At 44.8% G+C, this 20,790-nt stretch carries 15 protein-coding genes; 8 read left to right on the forward strand and 7 right to left on the reverse strand.

Translation table 11 applies throughout. The features are described 5' to 3' along the window. Positions 1 to 14 precede the first annotated feature (14 nt). Genes FO447_RS06130 through FO447_RS06140 form a run of 3 tightly spaced genes read right to left on the reverse strand, consistent with a single transcriptional unit; the run spans position 15 to position 3,854 of the window. Positions 15 to 2,573 carry an outer membrane beta-barrel family protein gene (locus tag FO447_RS06130; protein WP_200758114.1) on the reverse strand — a complete coding sequence of 853 codons (2,559 nt, stop codon included), beginning with the start codon at positions 2,571 to 2,573 and terminating at the stop codon, positions 15 to 17. 1 nt (position 2,574) lies between these two features. Further along, a complete protein-coding gene (locus FO447_RS06135; RefSeq protein ID WP_200758116.1) occupies positions 2,575 to 3,336 on the reverse strand; it encodes a DUF4974 domain-containing protein in 762 nt (253 codons plus the stop codon). Between the two features lie 29 nt (positions 3,337 to 3,365). After that, positions 3,366 to 3,854, reverse strand: coding sequence for an RNA polymerase sigma factor (locus tag FO447_RS06140; RefSeq protein WP_234699110.1), 489 nt, complete (start codon positions 3,852 to 3,854; stop codon positions 3,366 to 3,368). Between the two features lie 241 nt (positions 3,855 to 4,095). Here FO447_RS06140 and FO447_RS06145 point away from each other — a divergent pair, with 241 nt between their 5' ends. Both FO447_RS06145 and FO447_RS06150 read left to right on the forward strand, forming a co-directional pair. Beyond that, positions 4,096 to 4,584, forward strand: a complete 489-nt coding sequence (locus FO447_RS06145) for a hypothetical protein (protein ID WP_118189975.1) — start codon at positions 4,096 to 4,098, stop codon at positions 4,582 to 4,584. Then, complete coding sequence (locus tag FO447_RS06150) at positions 4,571 to 4,858, forward strand: helix-turn-helix domain-containing protein (RefSeq protein ID WP_118416307.1); 288 nt, start codon at positions 4,571 to 4,573, stop codon at positions 4,856 to 4,858. The genes FO447_RS06145 and FO447_RS06150 overlap by 14 nt, the downstream gene beginning before the upstream one ends. 105 nt (positions 4,859 to 4,963) lie before the next feature. On the opposite strand, the gene FO447_RS06155 is transcribed toward FO447_RS06150, so the two are convergent. The 3 genes from FO447_RS06155 to FO447_RS06165 are packed head-to-tail and all read right to left on the reverse strand — an operon-like array spanning position 4,964 to position 8,780. Beyond that, positions 4,964 to 7,579 (reverse strand): outer membrane beta-barrel protein, encoded by a 2,616-nt coding sequence (locus FO447_RS06155; protein WP_200758118.1) that lies wholly within the window; start codon positions 7,577 to 7,579, stop codon positions 4,964 to 4,966. A 17-nt stretch (positions 7,580 to 7,596) separates the two neighbouring features. After that, on the reverse strand, positions 7,597 to 8,304 hold the full coding sequence (locus FO447_RS06160) for a DUF4974 domain-containing protein (RefSeq protein ID WP_200758119.1): 708 nt from the start codon (positions 8,302 to 8,304) through the stop codon (positions 7,597 to 7,599). Then, the gene (locus tag FO447_RS06165; protein ID WP_200758120.1) at positions 8,301 to 8,780 is read right to left on the reverse strand and encodes a sigma-70 family RNA polymerase sigma factor; all 480 of its coding nucleotides are present in this window, start codon (positions 8,778 to 8,780) and stop codon (positions 8,301 to 8,303) included. The genes FO447_RS06160 and FO447_RS06165 overlap by 4 nt, the downstream gene beginning before the upstream one ends. Positions 8,781 to 9,082: 302 nt before the next feature. Here FO447_RS06165 and FO447_RS06170 point away from each other — a divergent pair, with 302 nt between their 5' ends. Genes FO447_RS06170 through FO447_RS06180 form a run of 3 tightly spaced genes read left to right on the forward strand, consistent with a single transcriptional unit; the run spans position 9,083 to position 11,704 of the window. Next, the gene (locus FO447_RS06170; RefSeq protein WP_022120410.1) at positions 9,083 to 9,850 is read left to right on the forward strand and encodes a radical SAM protein; all 768 of its coding nucleotides are present in this window, start codon (positions 9,083 to 9,085) and stop codon (positions 9,848 to 9,850) included. Between the two features lie 45 nt (positions 9,851 to 9,895). Then, a complete protein-coding gene (locus tag FO447_RS06175; protein WP_200758121.1) occupies positions 9,896 to 10,717 on the forward strand; it encodes a bifunctional hydroxymethylpyrimidine kinase/phosphomethylpyrimidine kinase in 822 nt (273 codons plus the stop codon). A gap of 48 nt (positions 10,718 to 10,765) precedes the next feature. Then, entirely contained in the window at positions 10,766 to 11,704 is a 939-nt protein-coding gene (locus FO447_RS06180; protein ID WP_153073480.1) for a DMT family transporter, read from the forward strand. Between the two features lie 44 nt (positions 11,705 to 11,748). On the opposite strand, the gene FO447_RS06185 is transcribed toward FO447_RS06180, so the two are convergent. Beyond that, positions 11,749 to 13,845 (reverse strand): hypothetical protein, encoded by a 2,097-nt coding sequence (locus FO447_RS06185; protein ID WP_200758122.1) that lies wholly within the window; start codon positions 13,843 to 13,845, stop codon positions 11,749 to 11,751. A 203-nt stretch (positions 13,846 to 14,048) separates the two neighbouring features. On the opposite strand from FO447_RS06185, the gene FO447_RS06190 reads away from it, so the two are divergent. From FO447_RS06190 to FO447_RS06200, 3 genes are all read left to right on the forward strand, one after another. Further along, a complete protein-coding gene (locus tag FO447_RS06190) occupies positions 14,049 to 14,822 on the forward strand; it encodes a winged helix-turn-helix domain-containing protein (protein WP_234699078.1) in 774 nt (257 codons plus the stop codon). Positions 14,823 to 14,915: 93 nt separating this feature from the next. Further along, positions 14,916 to 15,473 carry a hypothetical protein gene (locus tag FO447_RS06195; RefSeq protein ID WP_153093163.1) on the forward strand — a complete coding sequence of 186 codons (558 nt, stop codon included), beginning with the start codon at positions 14,916 to 14,918 and terminating at the stop codon, positions 15,471 to 15,473. A gap of 136 nt (positions 15,474 to 15,609) precedes the next feature. After that, the gene (locus tag FO447_RS06200; RefSeq protein ID WP_200758123.1) at positions 15,610 to 20,658 is read left to right on the forward strand and encodes a RecQ family ATP-dependent DNA helicase; all 5,049 of its coding nucleotides are present in this window, start codon (positions 15,610 to 15,612) and stop codon (positions 20,656 to 20,658) included. Positions 20,659 to 20,790 lie beyond the last annotated feature (132 nt).

Below are 20,790 nucleotides of genomic sequence, written 5' to 3' on the forward strand. Positions count from 1 at the left end.
CTGTTAAATTGAAACTATAATCTGCTCTTTTCTGCATTACCAGCACCCGTACCCTTATACTTGCTCTTGGTGGCATTGAAGTTATAAGTAACCGTCAGAGCAAAAGAACGAGAATTCATCTTGCACTTCTTGAACATAGACATACATGTAGCAAACGACTTCTGATTATCGTTCAGACCATGGAAGAGATCGTTTGCCTCTAACTGAATGCTAAGACTTTTCTTTAGGAACATCTTCTTGACAGAAAGATTCAAAGCACTGACACTACCCACTTCTGAGAAGCCAGAACTATGAGATGAAGATATGAAATAATCTACATTAGCCGACCAATCGTGACTCAAGGAAAACCAGTTGTTCAACCGAGCAGAGAATTGAGGCTTGCGGAGATTACCATGATAACCATACTTCTCACCATTCACAAACTGTTGTTCAAAATCCAACTCCCACATCGGATGCCAAAAACCAAACACAGGAGTTGCCACAAAAGATAAGTCCATCACTTGTAAATAATCTATATTATAGGGCTTACTAAGCAGAATATCTGAGGTTGTATCATATAGCATTTCAAGAGTGGTGATGGCATGTTTGTTATAACCATAATTGGCAGAAAATCCTAACCAACCATACTGAACATCCCATCCTAAATTATATATATTGGTAGGAAGCAAGGAAGGATTGCCACCCTCGTAAATATAACGGTTGTCATATCTGGTAAAACCGGAAAGGACATCATAAGAAGGACGCTGAGTTTTCATCGATGCACTCCACTCCATCTGAAGTTTCCCCTTCTGATAACCAAGAGAGAATGTAGGAAACACATTATCGTATGTCCTACTCATCTCCCGTTCAGAGCAGTCATGACTTACATGCTCATATCTTGCTCCAGCCTGTAAGCCAATATGATTGCCTATAGCCAGATCGATATTGGCAAATGCAGCAAAGTTTTGCTCTTCTATCCTACTGTCAGAAGTGGCGATATACTCCTGTTCGTTCTGATAGAAATTATGAACATGACTATTGGTATATTCTGTTCCAACATTGAGATTTACTTTTTCAGAAAGAGGATAACCCAATTCCAACTTACCAGCCAACATGCGGCGTTTGTTTCTTGTTATACTGTTCACATCACGTGAGCCAAGTTCCTCACTCATTTCTACGGCATCTTGATAAGTCTTATCAGAAGACCAAAGAGCGGTAGCGTTCAGATTCACACTCATCTTGCCCAGTTTTCCCTCATAGTAGGCATCCGCCTCATGAACAGGACCTTGAATCGTACTACTTTCATCGTCATCATACTTCACTTTGCCTGCATGCTTCCCATCTTCCTTCACCTCATAGTCTGACTGCAGATTAAAATATTCATAGGTATTATTATAGACACTATAGAAGACACCAAATGAATTGTTATCATCTATCTGGTAGTTCATTCCCCATTTTCCGTATGGATTATGGGAACGCAACGTTCCTGAATAGGGCATCGCCAAGTTTACCTGATGCTGATTACCCATAATCGTGGTCTCCGTAGTTTGAGAAAGATGACGATAGGTATCATTCCATGCCAAGAGCGAGAAGATATCCAAGCCACCCATGCGATAATTGAGATTTAAATTCTCTATCCAATTATTCTTTTCGACAAAGGAATACTTGGAATAGAGACTGCCACTCAAACCCGTTCCCTGTTTTTTGATGGTATGTATGCGAATAACAGACCCCACCTCGGCACTATATTGTGCACCAGGATTGGTAATGACATCCACACTTTTCACTTCCTTAGAAGAGAGATGCTGCAATTCCTTGGTATCGGTAACTTTTCTGCCATTGATATAAATCTCAGGAGTACCTTTTCCGAATACGCTACAACCTCCATCGGCGTTCACTCTTACACGAGGAATCTGTTTCAATAAGTCGGAAACCATACCTACATCGCTCAACAATGTACCCTGAACCTGGGTCTGGAATCCACCATGGGTCAACTTGGTACGAGGGCGAACCGCCTTTACTATCACCTTCTGCAGGTTCATCGTTGCCTCCTTCAGAGTAATTGAACCAATCTTACCTGTATTATATGTATTGCTTGTCGTAATATAGCCCACGCAACTAACTCTTACTATCGCCTTTCTGGCTCCGCAGGGAATCACGAACTGGCCGTTCTCATTCGTCACACCGCCATTTATCAATGAAGAATCACGAACATTCAGCAGGGCTACATTGGCGAAATCTACAGGGCGATGATGCGCATCTACAATGCGACCTATCATCTTGGTGGGAGTCTTCTGCGTACACTCCACAAAGATGTTTTCGCCATCTATCGTCATCTTCATCGGATAGAAGCCCATGATCTGGCGGATGGCATCCGGAGCTGTTCGCTTCACGATACTTGTGGTAACCGTGAAATCTTCCAGTTCATCATACATAAAGTTGATACGATAATCCTTGGTGCTCTTGGCAAGGATGGTGAGTGCTTCTGACATAGAAGTGTTGCAGAAGCTGCGGGTGATGCGTTGGGCATAGATGGTCTGAAGAGAAAGGCTCATCAAACCTGCCAGCAGCATGATATATCTTAATCTTTTCATCTTATTCCACGATTAAAGTTTGACCTTCATGACGAATATTCACTTTCTCGAAATGATTCAACAGTTCGATGATATCATCCAGACTCATGTTCTTCTCCAGTTGCAGGAAGAGACGGATATGGCGAGCCGACTCGTTCTGATAAGTTACCTGGAGATGGAAATGCCCGGCAATAGGAGTAAGGATATTCTGAAGCTCAGCGTTTTCGTAAACCAATGGGAGCTGGGAAAGACTTGCAGAATCTGTCTTTTCTTCTATGTTGGATTTCTGAGGAGCAGAAACCTGCTGGATAGAATCCTTTTGGGATGCCACGAGCTCGGTATTGCTGTTATCTGATGGCTGATGAGAACGGGTTACCAGATGAATGGCTGCAAAGGTGATGCCGGAGACAACAAGGACGGCTGCAACGGCAGCCACCTTTCTCATCGGGTTCCAGAGAGGAAACAACTTGGCGGTTTGCTGGGTTTCTGCATTCTGACTCATCTCTTCTTTCTGCTGCATTTCTTTCAGCTTCATCTCATCTTTCAGCTTCTCCCATTCTGCATCAATCGAAGGCATCTTCATTTCTTCCTTCGACTTGGCGAAATCCAGAGACTGTCGGGTCTCTATCAGCTGCTGATAGAGTTCATTCACTTCCTCATCGCCCAGAAGTTCATCCTTCTGGGTTTCGGAATACTTTTCAGGATGCTCCAGGAGATTGAGGAGCATATCCCATTTCTGAGAATCCATCTTCTGAGGATCTATGTCAGATAATTCATGTTTCATTTTCTTTTCCTTTCTTCATTTTAGGGTTATTATTTTCCTTTCAATTTTTCTCTCAGCGTTCGCAAACCTTTTACGATATGCTTGTTCACTGCCGAGACGCTGATGCCCAGTTCCTTCGCCGTATCCTTATACGACATTCCTTCCCGATAGCACAATCGGATGACGGAAGCTGTCTGGTCGGTCAGGTCATGGTCGATGCAATCCACGGCAGCCTGCCATCGCTCTTCCAGACGAGAAGGTTCTTCCTCCGTCAATTTCTCTTCCGAGAGAGGGAGAAGCCGTTTCAGTCTTTCATCTCTCTTCTTTCTGGCTATTAGATTGATGCAGGCATTCTTCACGCTCCGCATCAGGTAAGCCCGGTCTGGAACCAGCTGTTTATCCCACAATCTGGAGAACACATCACTCACCACATCCCTCGCCTCCTCATTATCATGGAGCAAGGCAAAGGCGAAGCGATACATCTGCTCGTAATGGTCGTGGAACAGCCGTTCCATCCGCTGTTCATTTTCTTCTGTCATCACGTCATTTTCTTCTTGTTTCTACTCTTATATACAAGCTTTCCTGAAATCAATTACCCCTAAAATGAAGAAATCTTCTATTTTTTTTGGAAAAACCGATGCAAAGGTAATCCTAATTTCATTATAAGACTAATAAATAATAGTTAAAAAACATATCTACTCTTCATTTTTAAGTTAATTTATAAACAACTTAAAGAAGATTGTATTATCTTTGCAACGAAATAACTTAAAAGTTAAGCTTATGGAACAGAAGTACAACATAGAGCTTATAGAAGAGTATGAAGATATAAACTTCTATAGTATTCATCTTGAAGGAGAAGAACTCTCTGAATTTGAAAATTTCTTTGAGAAATTTCCAGAAGGATGTTCTTACGATGAAGAAATAGATGTCGTCATTTCATGGTTGGACAAAATCTCCGAACGAGGAGCTTTGGAACGTTATTTCCGTCCGGAAGGCCACTATGGAGATGGTGTTGGAGTTATCCCAATAGATATTGGTAACAAGATTCGACTCTACTGTATCAGATTATCTAACAAAATTCTGATTTTCGGAAACGGAGGAGTCAAAGATGCTAAAAGTTGGCAACAAAGTACAACACTAGCTCCCTATGTAAAACTCTTGATAGATACAAGTCGTTTCATTCAATCGAGAATTAAAGATGGAACAATTGTATTAGTTGACAAAGAAATAATTGGAAATTTAAACTTTACAAGAAATGAGAAGAAGTAAGATTTTAGAAGAACGCCGCAAACATGTTGATCCTGAGATTCGCAGGTCTGTAGATTTGTCTTTCCAAATCGTAGATAGGATACATGACATTCTGGTTTCTAAAGGGATGAAGCAGAAAGACCTAGCCCTTCTACTCGGAAAACGGGAAGCGGAAATAAGCAAATGGATGCGGGGAACACATAATTTTACAATAGACACTCTTGTATCTATTGAGGATGCTCTCCAAGCTCCGATATTAAATGTAGTTCATCAGGATTTAGAAATATGTGTGTGATTTTTTAATCGGTCAAGCAAAGAGCAAACCAATATGGTTTTGCCTTCGCTTGACCGATTGTCATATATTCATTGTTGTATTAAGAGAGTTTCTTCCTAACAAGAACTATAAGCGGCTCTTTTCTGTATTACCGGCACCCGTACCCTTGTACTTGCTTCTACTAACATTAAACTTATAGCTGAATGAGCACATAAACATTCGGGTATCCGTATATTTTCTGGTATAGATATCGCTGGTACCATATACCAATCTTGTGGAATTGCGCATCGTCGCAAAGAGGTCATTGCCCGTCAAAATGACATTCAGGCGGTCATGAAGAAAACTTCTACGCAAAGAGACGTCCACTCCTCCTTGTGCCATATAAAGCGGAAGCGCAGAATGGCCCTGCGTGTTCCAACTCATATCAAGATTAAGCGTCCAACCGTATGGTAGTGAAAACGCATTATTGAAAGAGCCGATGAATATCGGCTTGCTGTATGCCTTACCACCAATGGTCAGGAACTGCTTTCTAATACCAGCGTCCAACGTAGGATGCCACCATCCTATCGTCGGCGATGCCGTCAGTCCCACGTAACAAACCTGAGTATGATTCAAATTACGAAAGGTGTACATACTGATTAACTCATTGTCATGATACGGTTCTATCACCTGATAGCAAGGATCTACAAGATAACGCCAGTTGGCAAAAAACTGGAACCATTTATATCCCAGATTAATCCCTATGCCATGTTCGAAGGTTGACTTGAGCAATGGATTTCCACCCTGATAATAATAGCGACTATTATATTGCACATTACTACTTAACTGACTATAGGAAGGACGACTTACCGTCACCTTATAAACCATATTCATTTTCACATTCCCGACAGGAAAGGTCAAGGACACATTCGGAAAGAAATGGTCGTACTTACGACTCTGATTGGGCACGAAATAATCCTTATTTTCCTCGCTCCAATAATCACCACCAGTATTATAGTAATTGGAAGAAACATGTTCGTATCTGAGGCCTGCATTCAGTTCTACCTTGTTTAGTCTCAATCCATAAGAAACAAAGGCTGCAAGATTACTTTCCTTCACTTGGTCGTCCGTCTTGCCTGGCAAGTCAGTTCCCTGTTCATCTATAGTATAAAGATTGGCACGGCAACTTTCGGTAAACTCATTACCAACCTTCAGAGTACCTTTCCATACCGGAAAGCTCAGTACCAGCTTAGATGCATACATCCAACTATCAGCCGTGAAATCAGATTCTATCGTACGAGAATCTCCGCCCTCCATTCCAGTTTCTTCAGAATATTGAGTCTGTCCTGTTTTACGAAGATATATTTCCCCATTCCATTCTATGCTCACCTTTCCTATCTGTCCGGCATAATAAGCCGTAATATCCTGCGTAGGTCGGCTTTTGAAACGACAATACATATCATTTGTATAGCTTTCTGTCTTGGAGCCATTCTTCCAGACATCCATCAGCGAATTCCATCCACCCCGACTATAAGGATTGATGTTCACCTCGTAAGTGGCACCCACGGAATGCTTATCATTAAAAACATAATTAAAACCAAGACTTCCACTGGTATAGTAACTCTTGTTTTTGATAATCAAATCTTCGTCGATGCTCATGAGCGTCTTGCCGTAGAGTTTGTTATCATTATGCTGATCCTGATAGCCCTGAGACAAACCGCCATACAAATTGGAGAAGATATCCAATCCCCGATAGCGATAGTTCAAATCGAGGACTTCACGATGATTGTTCTGATGATTGCGCTGATAGACTTGCCGATAAGTCAATCCCAAACCTTCTCCTTTTTTTCTTGTCGTCTTGATTCTGATGACAGACTGATAGGTTGCATCGTATTCTGAACCCGGCTCGGTTATCACCTCCACATGTTTGATGTCAGAAGAACTCAATCTATCGAGATCAATGGTTCCCTTGATTTTCTTGTTATCGATATAAATCAAAGGTTTACCTTTTCCCAAGACTTCTATATCACCGTTCTTCTGCATCACTCTCGGAAGATGTTTCAATACATCTTCTGCCGAGCCCATTTTCTCCAAGGATGTACCTTCTACCTGAGCCACCAATCCTTCAGAAGTCATTCTGAAAGGCTGTCGATGTCCTTTCACTACAATTTTCTGCAGGTTCATTGTTGCCTCTTTCAGAGTTATTGTCCCTATCTTACCTATATTATATGTATTGCTTGTCGTAATATAGCCCACGCAACTAACTCTTACTATCGCCGTTCTAGCTTCGCAGGGAATTACGAACTGACCGTTCTCATTCGTCACGCCGCCATTTATCAATGAAGAATCACGAACATTCAGCAGGGCTACATTGGCGAAATCTACAGGGCGATTCTTATTGTCGATGATACGGCCTATCATCTTGGTGGGAGTCTTCTGCGTACACTCCACCATGATATTATCCTCCACCTGCGTCATCTTGATGGGATAGAATCCTATCAGCTGCATGATGGCATCGGGAACACTCTGGTTTCTGATGCTCTTGGTCACCCTGAAATCCTCCAGCTCATCATACACGAAGTTGATGGTGTACTTATGCTGGCGGGCGTTCAAATCCTTCAACGCCGCCGAGAACGACACATTATTATATTGTCGGGTGATGCGCTGGGCATAAGACTGCTGAACCAAAAGCAACAGGAAGAGAAGAAGAAGCTCTCTGATAAGCTTGCCGCTAACGGGCATTGGTTTCCATAAATCTCTCATAAACATATCCTCCTATCTTATTTCACCAACAATGTACCGTCAATATACTCTATCTGTATGCGGTCGAAAGCATTCAAAATCTCCAGGTTCTGCTCTAATGTCTTCGTCTTGTTCCAGTTGAAGAAGAGACGGATGTGCTGGGCACCAGCATCCACATACTCCACCTTGACATGATAGAATCCGGATAGTTGAGCCAGAATGGTTCCCAATTCAGCATCATCAAACACCAACGGCTTCATATCAAGAGAATCCTTGTTCTCTGCTGTTGCAGCACGAAGACTGTCATTCGGCAGCGCCTGGGTTGTTGCCAGCTGTTCTGTCGCAGCCTTGTTATCCGCTGCCTGATCAGAAGCCGGGAATCCCAACCAGCCATTGTGAATCGCAGCCAAGGCTACACCCGAAAGGAAGATGATGCCAACGATGGATGCAGCAATCTTCATCCGGTTGCGATAAGCGTCCTTGGCTCTGCCGGCATCCATCGCCAACTTATCCTCATGATGTGCCTGAACAAACTCCTTCCAAGCCCCATCCACATCCACGTCCTTCGGATTGGCTTTCTTGCCAGCCATTCTCGCCATCGCCAGTTCATGGAAGAACTCCTTCACTTCCTCATCGTCAAGTAGGCGCTCCACCTGCTCGTCGGTATATTTCTCGGGATGCTCCTGCATGTCAAAGAGCATCATCCGCTTTTCTTCTTTACTCATGTTTGTCATTGTCTTGCTCATTTAAATTGTTTCTTAATCCAGTCCATCGCCTTCGAGAGATGGTTGAATACCGTCACCTTGCTCACTCCCACTTCATCAGCCACCTCCTGATAAGATTTCGCCTGAAGATAGCGCAGACGGAAAATGAGTTGCCGGATAGGCGGTTCCAGGTCTTCGATGAGAAGCATCAGCCGGTCGAGTCGCTCGTCGGTCTCTTCTGAGAGAATCACATCGGCATCATCCAGCAGCAGCTTCGCCACCCTTTCCTTCACGCTCTTATGAGCTATCAGGTTGAGACAGCGGTTGCGTACGCTCCGCATCAAGTAACCGTCCTCACTCCCAGGCACCAGAACCACATCATCGGCAAGAATCTGGGCGAATACTTCACTCACCACATCCTTGCTCTCGTCATCATCCGAAAGAATGCATCTGGCCAGATTGTACATCTTCGCGTAATGCTGACGGAATAACTGTTCTATGTCCTTTTTTCTGTTCATATACTATCTATACAGTTGAGCCAAGCGAAAAACTAAGCAAAACATCAACTTTTTTGTTTTTTCCTTTAAATCCGAATCGAAATCACCAAGAATCTCCCCGGATTGGAATGCAAAAGTACACAATCTATCGGAGATAGAAGACAAATGGTAAGGATAAATCGATTTTCAGTTGATTTATTTGTTCATTCCAACATTTTTTAGTACTTTTGCCCACCAAATTACGAACAAGTAAATAAGATTGGTATAAAATAGGTATTACCAAGATAAAATAAAGAATAGATTAGATAAAGGAGAATAAGATTATGTCAACGATTATTTATCCATCACCGATATTCGGTCCGGTAAACTCCCGTCGTCTGGGAGTTTCACTGGGCATCAACCTCATGCCATCTGATGGCAAGGTCTGTTCATTCGACTGCGTTTATTGCGAATGCGGATTCAACGCTGACTTCCGTCCTAAGAAGAAGCGCCCTACCCGCGAGGAGGTAAGAGAAGGATTGGAGAAGGTTCTGAAAGAACGCCACGACAACAACCAGCCTCTGGACGACATCACCTTCGCAGGAAACGGTGAACCTACGGGACACCCTGACTTCAAGGGAATCGTGGAAGATACGATGGAACTCTGCAAGAAATATTTCCCTGAAGCACAAGTATCCGTACTCAGCAACGCCACCTATATATATAAGGAGGAAGTGAGAGAGGCGCTGATGCTCGTGGATAACAACATCCTGAAACTGGATACTGTGGATATGGATTACATCAAGAAGCTGGACCGCCCTCAGCAGCCTAACTACGACGTGAAGGATGTAATCAAATATCTGAAGATGTTTAAGGGGCACGTCATCATCCAGACCATGTTCCTGAGAGGTGACGGTTTGGACAATACCAGCGAGCATTTCGTAGCTCCTTGGCTGGAGGCAGTGAAAGACATCCAGCCTCAGCAGGTAATGGTTTATACCATCGCCCGCGAAACACCAGACAAGTTGCTGGAAAAGGCACCAAAGGAAGTTCTCGATGCCATCAAGGAGCGTGTTGAGGCTCTGGGCATCAAGTGTACAGCCAGCTATTAAGAGATAATCAGGATAAGAAAGAAAAGCAAGTAGAAAAAAGAAAGAATGAAAGCGAAAAGTAATATCCTTATTATCAGCGACATGTGTGGCTACGGAAAGGTATCTGCCGCTGTTCAGATGCCTATCCTCTCTTATATGGGACTCGATGTGTTCAATCTGCCCACCATGCTCATCAGTAACACCTTCCCATACGGCAAGTATGCCATTCTGGAATGCACTTCATATATCGAGGAAGCCTTGCAGAAGTGGAACGAACTGGGCATTCATTTTGATGCCATCACCACGGGTTTCATGGCTTCGGAGCGTCAGGCTAAGCTGGTGGCACGTTATTGCAGAGAACAGGCAGCACTGGGCACCGACATCTATGTGGATCCCGTGATGGGCGATTACGGCAAGCTCTATGGTGGAGCCAGTGAGAGTACCGTGAGATGCATGAAGGAGATGCTGAGCGTATCGCATCTCTGTTTTCCCAACTATACCGAGGCTTGTCTGCTGACGGATTCGGAATACAAGGAAGAGGGAATCTCGGAGAAGGAAGCCTATGAACTGATAGATAAACTGAGAGCCATCGGTTCCCACTCCGTACTCATCACCTCGTGCATCGTAGAGGGTCAGCATGCCGTAGTAGGTTTCAATCATCTTACAAAAGAGTATTTCCTCCTGCCCTACGAAGAAATCCCCGTTCAGTTCCCGGGCACCGGCGACATCTTCTCCAGCATCATCGTGGGCAGACTGAAGGATGGCGATCAGCTTCGCCATGCCACCCGCATCGCCATGGATACCCTGCGCAACTGGATAGACATCAACAAGGATGACAAGGACAAGAACCGAGGAATTCCGATAGAAAGACATCTGGGGGACTTGTAGATTGCCATTTAGCAAACACAGAAGCAAGGGAATACCAATTAAATTATAATGGAAAAGAAAGAAACAAATACACTCAGTATATTTCAGCGCCCGGTATGGGTAAGCCTGTTCGCCCTTACGGCTGCTATCTCGTGGGGATGGGCTTACCCATTGATAAAAATGGGAATGGAGGAATATCAGATTACAGCAGACATGACCGGAAGCAAGATGCTTTTTGCCGGCATCCGCTTCTTCATCTCCGGTATCATCATCCTTGCCATCGCAAGAAGTTCACACCGTGAATTCGGATTCAAGAAGAAAGCTGTTCAAGAGAATGTCTGGTTCCTTCTCCTCTATGCACTCCTCAACACCACCCTTCATTATGCTTTCTTCTATTTCGGACTCTCGCATAATGCAGGAGCACGTTCGGCGATACTCAATTCTATGAGCGTCTTCACGGTGGTTATCCTTGCCTGTATCTTCTTCAAGAGCGACAGGATGACGTGGCAAAAGGCATTGGGCTGCATCATCGGATTCCTAGGCATCCTAGCCTTGAACCTTGGCGGAAAGGAAAGCGGTAGTTTCACTTTCCTGGGCGATGGTATGATTATCCTCAACGCCCTGTGTGGAGCCAGTGCTTCCCTGCTGACCCGAGGATTGAGCAAGAGAGTGGATGTTTTCGTAGGAACCGGTTATTCGCTGAGTATCGGTGGAGCCTTGCTGGTGATTCCTGCATTGTTAATGGGTGGCTATCTGCCAGTCATCAGCCTCTGGGGCATCACCATCCTTCTGCTGCTCATTGCCATCTCAACCATCAGTTTCGCTCTCTACAATAAACTATTGAGCTGCAATCCCGTAGGAAAGGTAGCAATATACAATTCGCTCATCCCCGTAGTAGGAGCCATCACCTCCTGCCTCTGTCTTGGTGAAACCTTCTACTGGAAGTATCTGATAGCAGGCGCATTGGCTACTGCCGGAATTTATATCATCAATAAAGGGAAGAAATAAATTCCGGCTGTTGCCAATGCAACCCATATAGAAAGCAAAGCCAACTATTTCAAGATACCCGTTTCTCGCTCCTCATTGTTGATATTCCGCTGTATCTTACGGTATTCCTTTCCCCGATTGATATTCCAGGCAACACCGATACGGAGCAAATTACCTCCCGAATTGTCATAACCACGAACCTGCTTACGGAGTAATGCGTTGACGATTTCTGCAGAATAGGATTTCGGATGAGCCATAAACGGATTATGCATATAGAGCGTAAAATCGAAATCACCTATATGATAACTGGCTGAGGTTGCCAATGAAGGTGGATTATGCCCGATGTTCTCTCCCTCCATAAAGTTCCAACCGTTATCAGCATACAGCATCACTGTCCATTTTCCCCAATATCCCTGTAATGTTCCACTATAATTATAAGCAGTATAACAATGACTGTACTCATCGCCCTTATTGAAAAAACGGTAAATACCTGCATTCACAGAGAATATAAGGTGGTCGGGGATAATGTCAAACCGGGTATCATTCGTAAGATACAACATATTACAATGGGGCTGATTCGTCTGGGAATAAAGAAACTGATCATTTTCCGTGCGGGTGTATTTCGCCAAATTACAATGACGATTGATGCGATAATTCAAGGTTAAATCAGTATTTATCCTTGGTTTACTGAAAGAGAATACCACCCAGTTCTCATATCTACTGCTAGGCTTAAGCGAAGGATTACCCACAGTCCATTCCATACTGTTCTTTCGAATACGGGTATCCGAAATCATAGCTATCTGCGAAATATGCTGTGATAATTCACTTCCCAAGCGGATCTGAAACGAAGATGTCAAGGAATAAGCCAATGTGAGTTTCGGACGACAAAGCCAAAAACTAAATTCCTCATCTCCCTGTCGATAAGTCTGATTACTCAACCCGAAGCCAGCTACATAAGTTAAACGGGATGTTCCTTCCTTGAATTGTCCCAAACTTCCCTTGATTTGTGCAAAACCATAAATACCCAATGAACGGATACCATTCTCGCTAACCACATCACCCAAATACTGATTATCCATATATTTCCAGTTCAAGTTGGTTCCTGCAGAAAAAGTAAAGGGTTTCAACCGGTTTTCATAGATAGCCTCGGCTATGAGCGAATAGGTCTTTCCATCTACCTGATATTGATAGGGGTCGCCCTCACCTTCATAATAGGCTCCTTTGGTGTGGATATAAGTGCCCAAAACATCTGCCGACAAAGACTGATGCTTGCCCAGCTGATGATAGAAATACAAATCGAGAGCAGGAGTAAAATCCCTACCCTTGCTGGTTCTGTAAACAGGATATGCAGGCTTTCCAGATTCAGAAAACCACATCTCATTCGATGTATAAGGCTGATTGCTGAAATCCGTGGTAAGCGTTGTCTGGAATACATATAATGCAGAATCAGCCAGATTATACTTCAACTGCAATGTATTATCATAATTTCGAGTTGCCCCATGCATGATTTTTCGAGATATCTGATACTCAGAACCATCATGTAGAAGATATTGAGCATTCTCATTATATTCGGATGCCTTATTATCCACATAAGTCTGCTCATATAAAATATTCAATTGGCTCTTGCCCCTATTGACAGATGCATAGACATCGTTCGAACCGAGCTTGGTAGTTAGCGCATTGGTCAAGTTGAAGCCCAAACTGCCACCCGATGAAGCCCTGCGGGTATGAATATCTATCACGTATGCAATATTCTTTCCATATCTTACGCCAGGACTATCGATATAATCTACACTCATAATAGAAGCTACATCCAGCATCTGCACATCATGCATATTGGCGAGAATGCCATTGATACGAATCTGCACTTCTCCTTTATTATCGGTAGCAGAAATGGAACGGCCAGCCTCATCAACCCTGATATGAGGCAAAGCTAACTTTCCCAAAAGCGAAAAACCAGAAAAAGAACGCTGCTTCTGAATATCGCTTGGGAATATCAACTTGCCATCTTCCTTGTTGACTACTCGTGCCGCCTTCACAACAACCTCTTGCAAGGCTATAGAATCATTCGATACCTTCTGGATCTCCTGGGCACTTATTTCTGCACAAGAGATCAATGCCCACAGCATCACCATAGCTGTTAACAATTTACTTTTCTTCATTGTCATCATATACTTTTCTAAAACTTGTTTTCTGCTGCAAAGGTATCAAAAAGAGAAGACCGAAGCGAAAAATATGGCTGACATGAGTCTGACATTTATCAATTAACGAATATTATATCTAGTTTTATACCATCTTTCATAGAATTTCTGTACTTTTGCATTTGAATCTTTAAACAGTATATCATTTAAACAGAATAGATAATATGAAACTGAAAGCATATCATTCCATCCTCATCTTTGCCATCCTTGTGATGTCTGCGGCATTCTCCAGCGTGAGTAACTACCGCAAGGCACAGTATGCCATCGTACAAGATATGAACAAAGCTTTGGCTCTGACTCTTCAGGAAAATAAATATCAATGGATTACGCCTGATACCATCCAGAGCTACCGCTCACATCTCAGCATCGACCTGCTGAAGTCGACCAGTAATCTCTGCTATGTGATGGAAGACAGAAGAAGAGGCAAGAACAATTCCCAGTTGGTAAATAGCGCCAACCTGCTCAGCAGCAAACAGATGCTCCTCAACGAGCATTCTATCCAAAGTTATGCTAACTGTTCGATGGCAGATGTTTTGAGTATGAGCAACCAGCGGACACCTTTGACGCTTACCCTCATGGCTATGATTTGGGCTATTGCATCGCTATACTATCATCGCAGAAAACAACCCTGGAATCATGAGGCCGATATGTTCGGCACCATATGCTATTCTCAAGACGAGGATTCCTTCTACAATCAGGAAAGCGGACAAGCCATCAAGTTTACTCCGATGCAGCACCAGCTGATGCAACTCTTCTTCAACAATACGCATCATCAACTCTCCAAACAGGAGATTTGTGATGCTCTTTGGCCCAAGAAACCGGATGCCAGTGAAACGCTCTATACCTTGATTCGCCGTATCAAACCGGTGATTGAGCAGAATAGCAACCTCATGATTGAATCGGAAAGAGGCAAGTCTTACCGACTGATAATCAGATAAGTTCAGAAATGTCAGCCAAATGTCATACTTGTTATTTTGCTTTTTCCCATCTTCTTCATACCTTTGCAGCTAAAATACAAAAGAAGCAAAGATATGAAGAAGATTTTTTTGATAGCAGTTGTCTTGCTGATGATGATAAACTTCATCATCAACTATCATCATGAGGTTACGAAAGAGCAGCATACACCGATGGCGGATTTCAAAACCAAGGTAGAGATGGCACCCATGAAGGAATACAATGACCCTGACTTCGGCTACGTTGTCAAGTATCCTTGCTTCTTCCAGCAGGAGGATACTTCGGTATCGGGATACCAGGGCTATGCCCGCTTCTCATTCACTAATCATGCCAACATCATCCTGGAGAGTTACGTTACCCCCAACTATAGCAACACCCTCCAGGCCTGTGCCGATTCTCTTGCCCAGAAGCTTCATTCGGAGCGGACGATGCAGGCATCGAATAAGGCATTCATCCTCTCCGGTCCTGTCTATGAAAACGGAGTAAGAGTAGATGGCTACAGTCATTACGATAAATTCATCAAGAGTGGCAGAATACTCTTCGTCTATTCCCTCACCTATCCCGACAGTTACAAGCCAGCCATGCCCCGCCTGTTCAAACTCATAGACGACTGGAAGGTTTTAGGGGCATATTAATCTGCCTTGAAGATATCCTCGTAAGCCTCTTGGGATTGTATAAAAACAGCTTTCTAAGAAGATAAAAGCACTTGATTATTTGCATATATCAAATAATAATTGTACATTTGCGGTGGAAATATAAACATCGAAGATTATGTCAATATTCAGTCGCCTCTTTGAAAGGAAAAACAATCTCACCGTAAGTTCTGACATCAAGAAGAAAGATGCCAGAAGCAGGAACATTGCCTTCGTGGATACCGAAGTGGGACTGAAAGACCATAAAATACACGACATCGGAGCATTGCGTTATGACGGAGCCACCTTTCACCAAGCATCGCAGACGGCACTGAACAAGTTCCTGCAAGAAGGAAAGGTTGACTATATCTGCGGTCATAACCTCATTCATCACGATGCCCGCTATCTCCAACTCAACGGCATACTGATAGATACCCTCTATCTCTCCCCGCTTCTCTTCCCCAAGCGCCCTTACCATCATCTGGTAAAGGACGACAAACTGATGAGCGAGCAGATGAATAATCCAGTCAATGACTGCGAGAAAGCCAAGGAGCTTTTGATGGATGAAATCGCTGCATGGAATCAATTATCAGAAAGGAAGAGGAAAATCTTCACCTTGCTGCTCCAGAATGAAGAGGAATTCAGAGGATTTCTGATGTATGTGGGAGCCATCGAAAAGGATGACGCAATGATAGGCGTTTCAGAATACATTCTTTCTGAATACAAGAATCATATTTGCGCCCATGCCGATATTCCGGCTCTTGCAGCCCAGTCGCCTTGCGGCTTGGCATACGCCTTGGCCCTCATAGGCACAGACGATTACCAATCTGTAACCCCAGGTTGGGTACTCTGCCATTATCCCGAAGTAGAACATATCATCTATATGCTCTGCCATACCCAATGCACCGATGGCTGCGAGTATTGCAACCGCATGCTCGACATTCATCACAACCTGAAACAACTCTTTGGCTATGATGCCTTCCGTACCTATGATGGCGAACCGCTGCAGGAACAGGCATCGCAGGCAGCAGTGGATGGCAAGTCATTATTGGCTATATTTCCTACGGGTGGCGGCAAGTCGCTCACCTTCCAGTTGCCAGCCCTGATGGATGGCAGAACCATTCATGGACTCACCGTGGTTATCTCGCCTCTGCAATCATTGATGAAAGACCAGGTAGATAACCTCGCAGACCGTGGTTTCACCGATGCCGTAACCTTCAACGGTCTCCTCGACCCAATCTCCCGCTCCCTAGCCATCGAACGAGTACAGAGCGGAGATGCCACCTTATTATATATTGCACCAGAGATGTTGCGCTCCAAAACCATCGAGCGCATCCTGATGGCACGGCATGTGGTGAGATTCGTCATTGACGAAGCTCACTGCTTCTCTGCATGGGGACAAGACTTCCGGGTGGATTACCTATACATCGGCAAGTTTATCAAGGAATACCAGGAACGTAAGTTTGGCAAGGATGCTATGGCCCGCAACCATGGTCAAACCCTGATACCCGTATCTTGCTTCACCGCCACTGCAAAACAGAAGGTGGTACAGGACATCTGCGACTATTTCAAGCATTGGCTGGGCATCGATCTCCAGCTCTTCGCCTCATCAGCCTCACGTACCAATCTGCACTATTCCGTTATCCACGTAGATAGTGACGGCAACAAATACAATCTACTGCGTTCACTGGTAGAGCAGGCTGATTGCCCTACCATCATCTACGTATCCCGCACCAAGCGAACCCGGGAACTCGCCCAAAAACTGACACGTGACGGCATATCTGCCCTGCCCTATAATGGCAAGATGGATGCCAATGAGAAGATACACAATCAGGATGCCTTCATGAGCGATAAGGTTAGAATCATCGTTGCCACCTCCGCCTTCGGCATGGGAGTAGATAAGAGCGATGTGGGGCTGGTTATCCACTACGACATCTCCGACTCTCTGGAGAACTATGTACAGGAGGCAGGACGTGCAGGAAGAGACCCACACCTCAATGCCAAATGCTATGTACTCTATAGCGATGAGGACTTGGACAAGCGCTTCATCCTGCTCAACCAAACCAAGCTGAGCATCAGCGAGATACAACAGGTATGGAAAGCTATTAAGGATTTTACCAAGCAGCGTCCACACGTAAGTTGTTCGGCACTGGAGATAGCCCGCCAAGCCGGTTGGGATGACTCAGTATCCGACATAGAAACCCGTGTTCGCACCGCCCTATCTGCTCTCGAACAGAGCGGATACATAGAGCGTGGCAACAACATTCCGCACGTCTATGCCACAGGTATCACTGTCAAGAACATGGACGAGGCAAGACTGCGCCTCACCGAATCACCCCTGTTCTCGGAAGATGAGATGCAGAATGCCATCCGCATCATCAAGTCGCTTATCACCCAGAAGCATATAGCCAAGGCACAGGATAGCGAGGCAGAATCCCGCATCGATTACCTCGCCGACATTCTAGGACTCAGCAAGCGAGATGTCATCTCTTCCGTTGACCGAATGCGCCAGGAAGGCATCCTTGCCGATACCCGTGACATCTCTGCCTATCTGCAAGACATCAGTGACAAGCAACGCAAGCCTCAGCAGATGCTGGAGAACTTCGCCAAACTGGAAAGATACATTCTGGAACATATCCCGGATGAATCGCTGCATATCACATACAAGCAACTCAATGACAATGCCGTACACGACGGCATCAACACTTCTACAGAAAAGAAAATCCGCACACTGCTATACTTCCTGGCAGTAAAAGGATATGCGCACAAGAAGGAAGACGGCGTCCGCAATCTTATCGTGACAAGAGACAAGGATATAGAGACCATCATCAAGCGATTCGAAAGACGAATTGAGGTTTGCCGATTCATCATCGAAAGACTATACAGCCTGGCTGAAGAAAACAGTAAAACTATAACAGAAGAGAGCAACAACAGCTCTTCTGAAGAAAAGAATCCTTCTGAAGAAAAAGGTTTAGGAAAAGCCTCTGGCGCAACAGACAATAGAAAAGAGAAGCCTCTCCAATTCTCGGTAGTTGAACTTCTGAACGATCTGAAATCCAGCAACCAGTCACTCTTCTCCGACTTCTCTTCCCTGCAGTTGGAAGACGTAGAGGAAGCCTTGCTCTATCTCTCCAAGATAGGAGCCATGAAGCTGGAAGGAGGATTTCTGGTGCTTTACAATGCGATGGCAATTAAACGCATCAAGGAACCTCGCCTCCACTATAAGCAGGAGGATTACCGCATGCTCAATGAATTCTACAAGCAGAAGATTCAACAGATTCACATCGTGGGCGAATATGCCAACCTGATGGTAAGGGATTACGATGCCGCCCTGCAATATGTGCAGGATTACTTCCAGATGGACTACCAGCACTTCATCTCAAAGTACTTCAAGGGCAGCCGGGAGACTGAGATAGAGCGCAACGTAACACCTTCAAAGTATAAGAAACTCTTCGGAATGCTCTCCAAGCGACAGAAGGAAATCATCGACGACCACGAGTCCCACTGCATCGTAGTCGCTGCCGGTCCTGGCAGCGGCAAGACACGTGTGCTCGTACATAAGCTTGCCTCTCTCCTGCTGCTGGAAGATGTAAAGCACGAACAACTTCTGATGCTCACTTTCTCGCGTGCAGCCGCTACCGAGTTCAAGCAGCGACTGATGCAACTCATCGGCAATGCCGCCCATTTCGTAGAGATCAAGACCTTCCATTCCTACTGCTTCGACCTGCTGGGCAGGGTTGGCAATCTGGATGAGGCTGGAGATGTGGTTAAGCAAGCCGCCGAAATGATCAACAATGGAGAAGTGGAGCCCAATCGCATCAGCAAGACCGTGCTCGTGATCGATGAGGCGCAAGACATGAGCAAGGATGACTATGCCCTTGTCTCTGCTCTGATGAAAGCCAACGAAGAGATGAGGGTGATAGCCGTAGGCGATGATGACCAGAACATCTATGAGTTTAGAGGTTCCAACTCGCGGTATCTCTATGAACAGACCCAGACAGAACACAGCCGTTTCATCGAGATGACGGAGAATTACCGCAGTCTTCGCCATATTGTGGATGCTGCCAACGACTTCGCCCGCAACATCCGCCAGCGAATCAAATCTACCCCTATCATCTCCATGAGTCAAGAAGATGGAGAGGTAAGAATCGTGAAGCATCCATACGAGATTCAGGAGAAAAAGGTTTATATGTATCAGCCTATTCTTGAAGATGTTACGCAATTACTAAGAAGTAACGCTTCAAAAGAAGACGATGCATCTACCCGCAAGAAGAACGAAACCATCAGCATCCTCACGCAGACCAATGAGGAGGCTGTCATCATGCTGGCTCTTCTTCACAGCCATAACATCAAGGCCAAGCTGGTGCAATCAATGGACGGCTTGCGCTTCTGGAATCTGGCAGAGGTAAGATACTTCTTGAAGAAGATAGACCAAGGCCTCAAGGAGACGAAATCCCCTATCATCCCTGATGATATTTGGGAAGCAGCCAAGCAGCAGACATTTCAAAAGTATGCCACCAGCCAGGCATTGCCATATCTGCGCCGCAGTCTCCAGATATTTGAGCAGACCAATCGTGCCAAGTACTACAGCGACCTGAGGGAGTTCGTGTTCGAATCATCAGTAGAAGACTTCTGTGACATCTCGAAATCAGACATCGTGGTCAGCACCATCCACAAGGCAAAAGGCCATGAGTTCGACCATGTACTGATGCTCATTACCCATCCCGAACATCCTACAGACGACATACTGCGCCGATACTATGTAGGCATGACCCGTGCCAAGCGTACACTAACCATCCACACCAACGGCAATCTCTTCGACAGCCTGAAAAGTGCCCAGCATCTCTATGATGCCCAAGCCTACGATGAGCCGAACGAAATAGTGCTTCAGCTCTCACACAAGGATGTAAACCTGGGTTTCTCCAAGCCTCACAAGGACGCTATCCTTTGCCTGAGAAGCGGTATGCCGCTAACCTACCACGACCATTGCCTCTGTCTCCCATCAACAGGCAGAGACATAGCCCAGCTCTCCATCAAGATGAAGGAGAAACTAGGCAAATGGGAGTTGAAAGGCTACAAGGTAACTGCTGCCCGAATCCGCTTCATCGTGGCATGGAAGTCAAAGGATGCACCTAGGGATGAGAAGGAATCCGCCATCGTGCTCGCTGATTTGGTGATGGAAAAATAAGGTAAATTCATTAAAAATCTATCACCAAACGCTATTTATCCTTTCTTTTTATACACAAAAGTGTAATTCTTAAGCCACACTCTTGAGAAATACACTTTTGTGTCAAAGGCTTTTTCCTATAAAGCTATACTT

Origin of the sequence: Segatella copri (assembly GCF_015074785.1) — a bacterium.
GTDB lineage: Bacteria > Bacteroidota > Bacteroidia > Bacteroidales > Bacteroidaceae > Prevotella.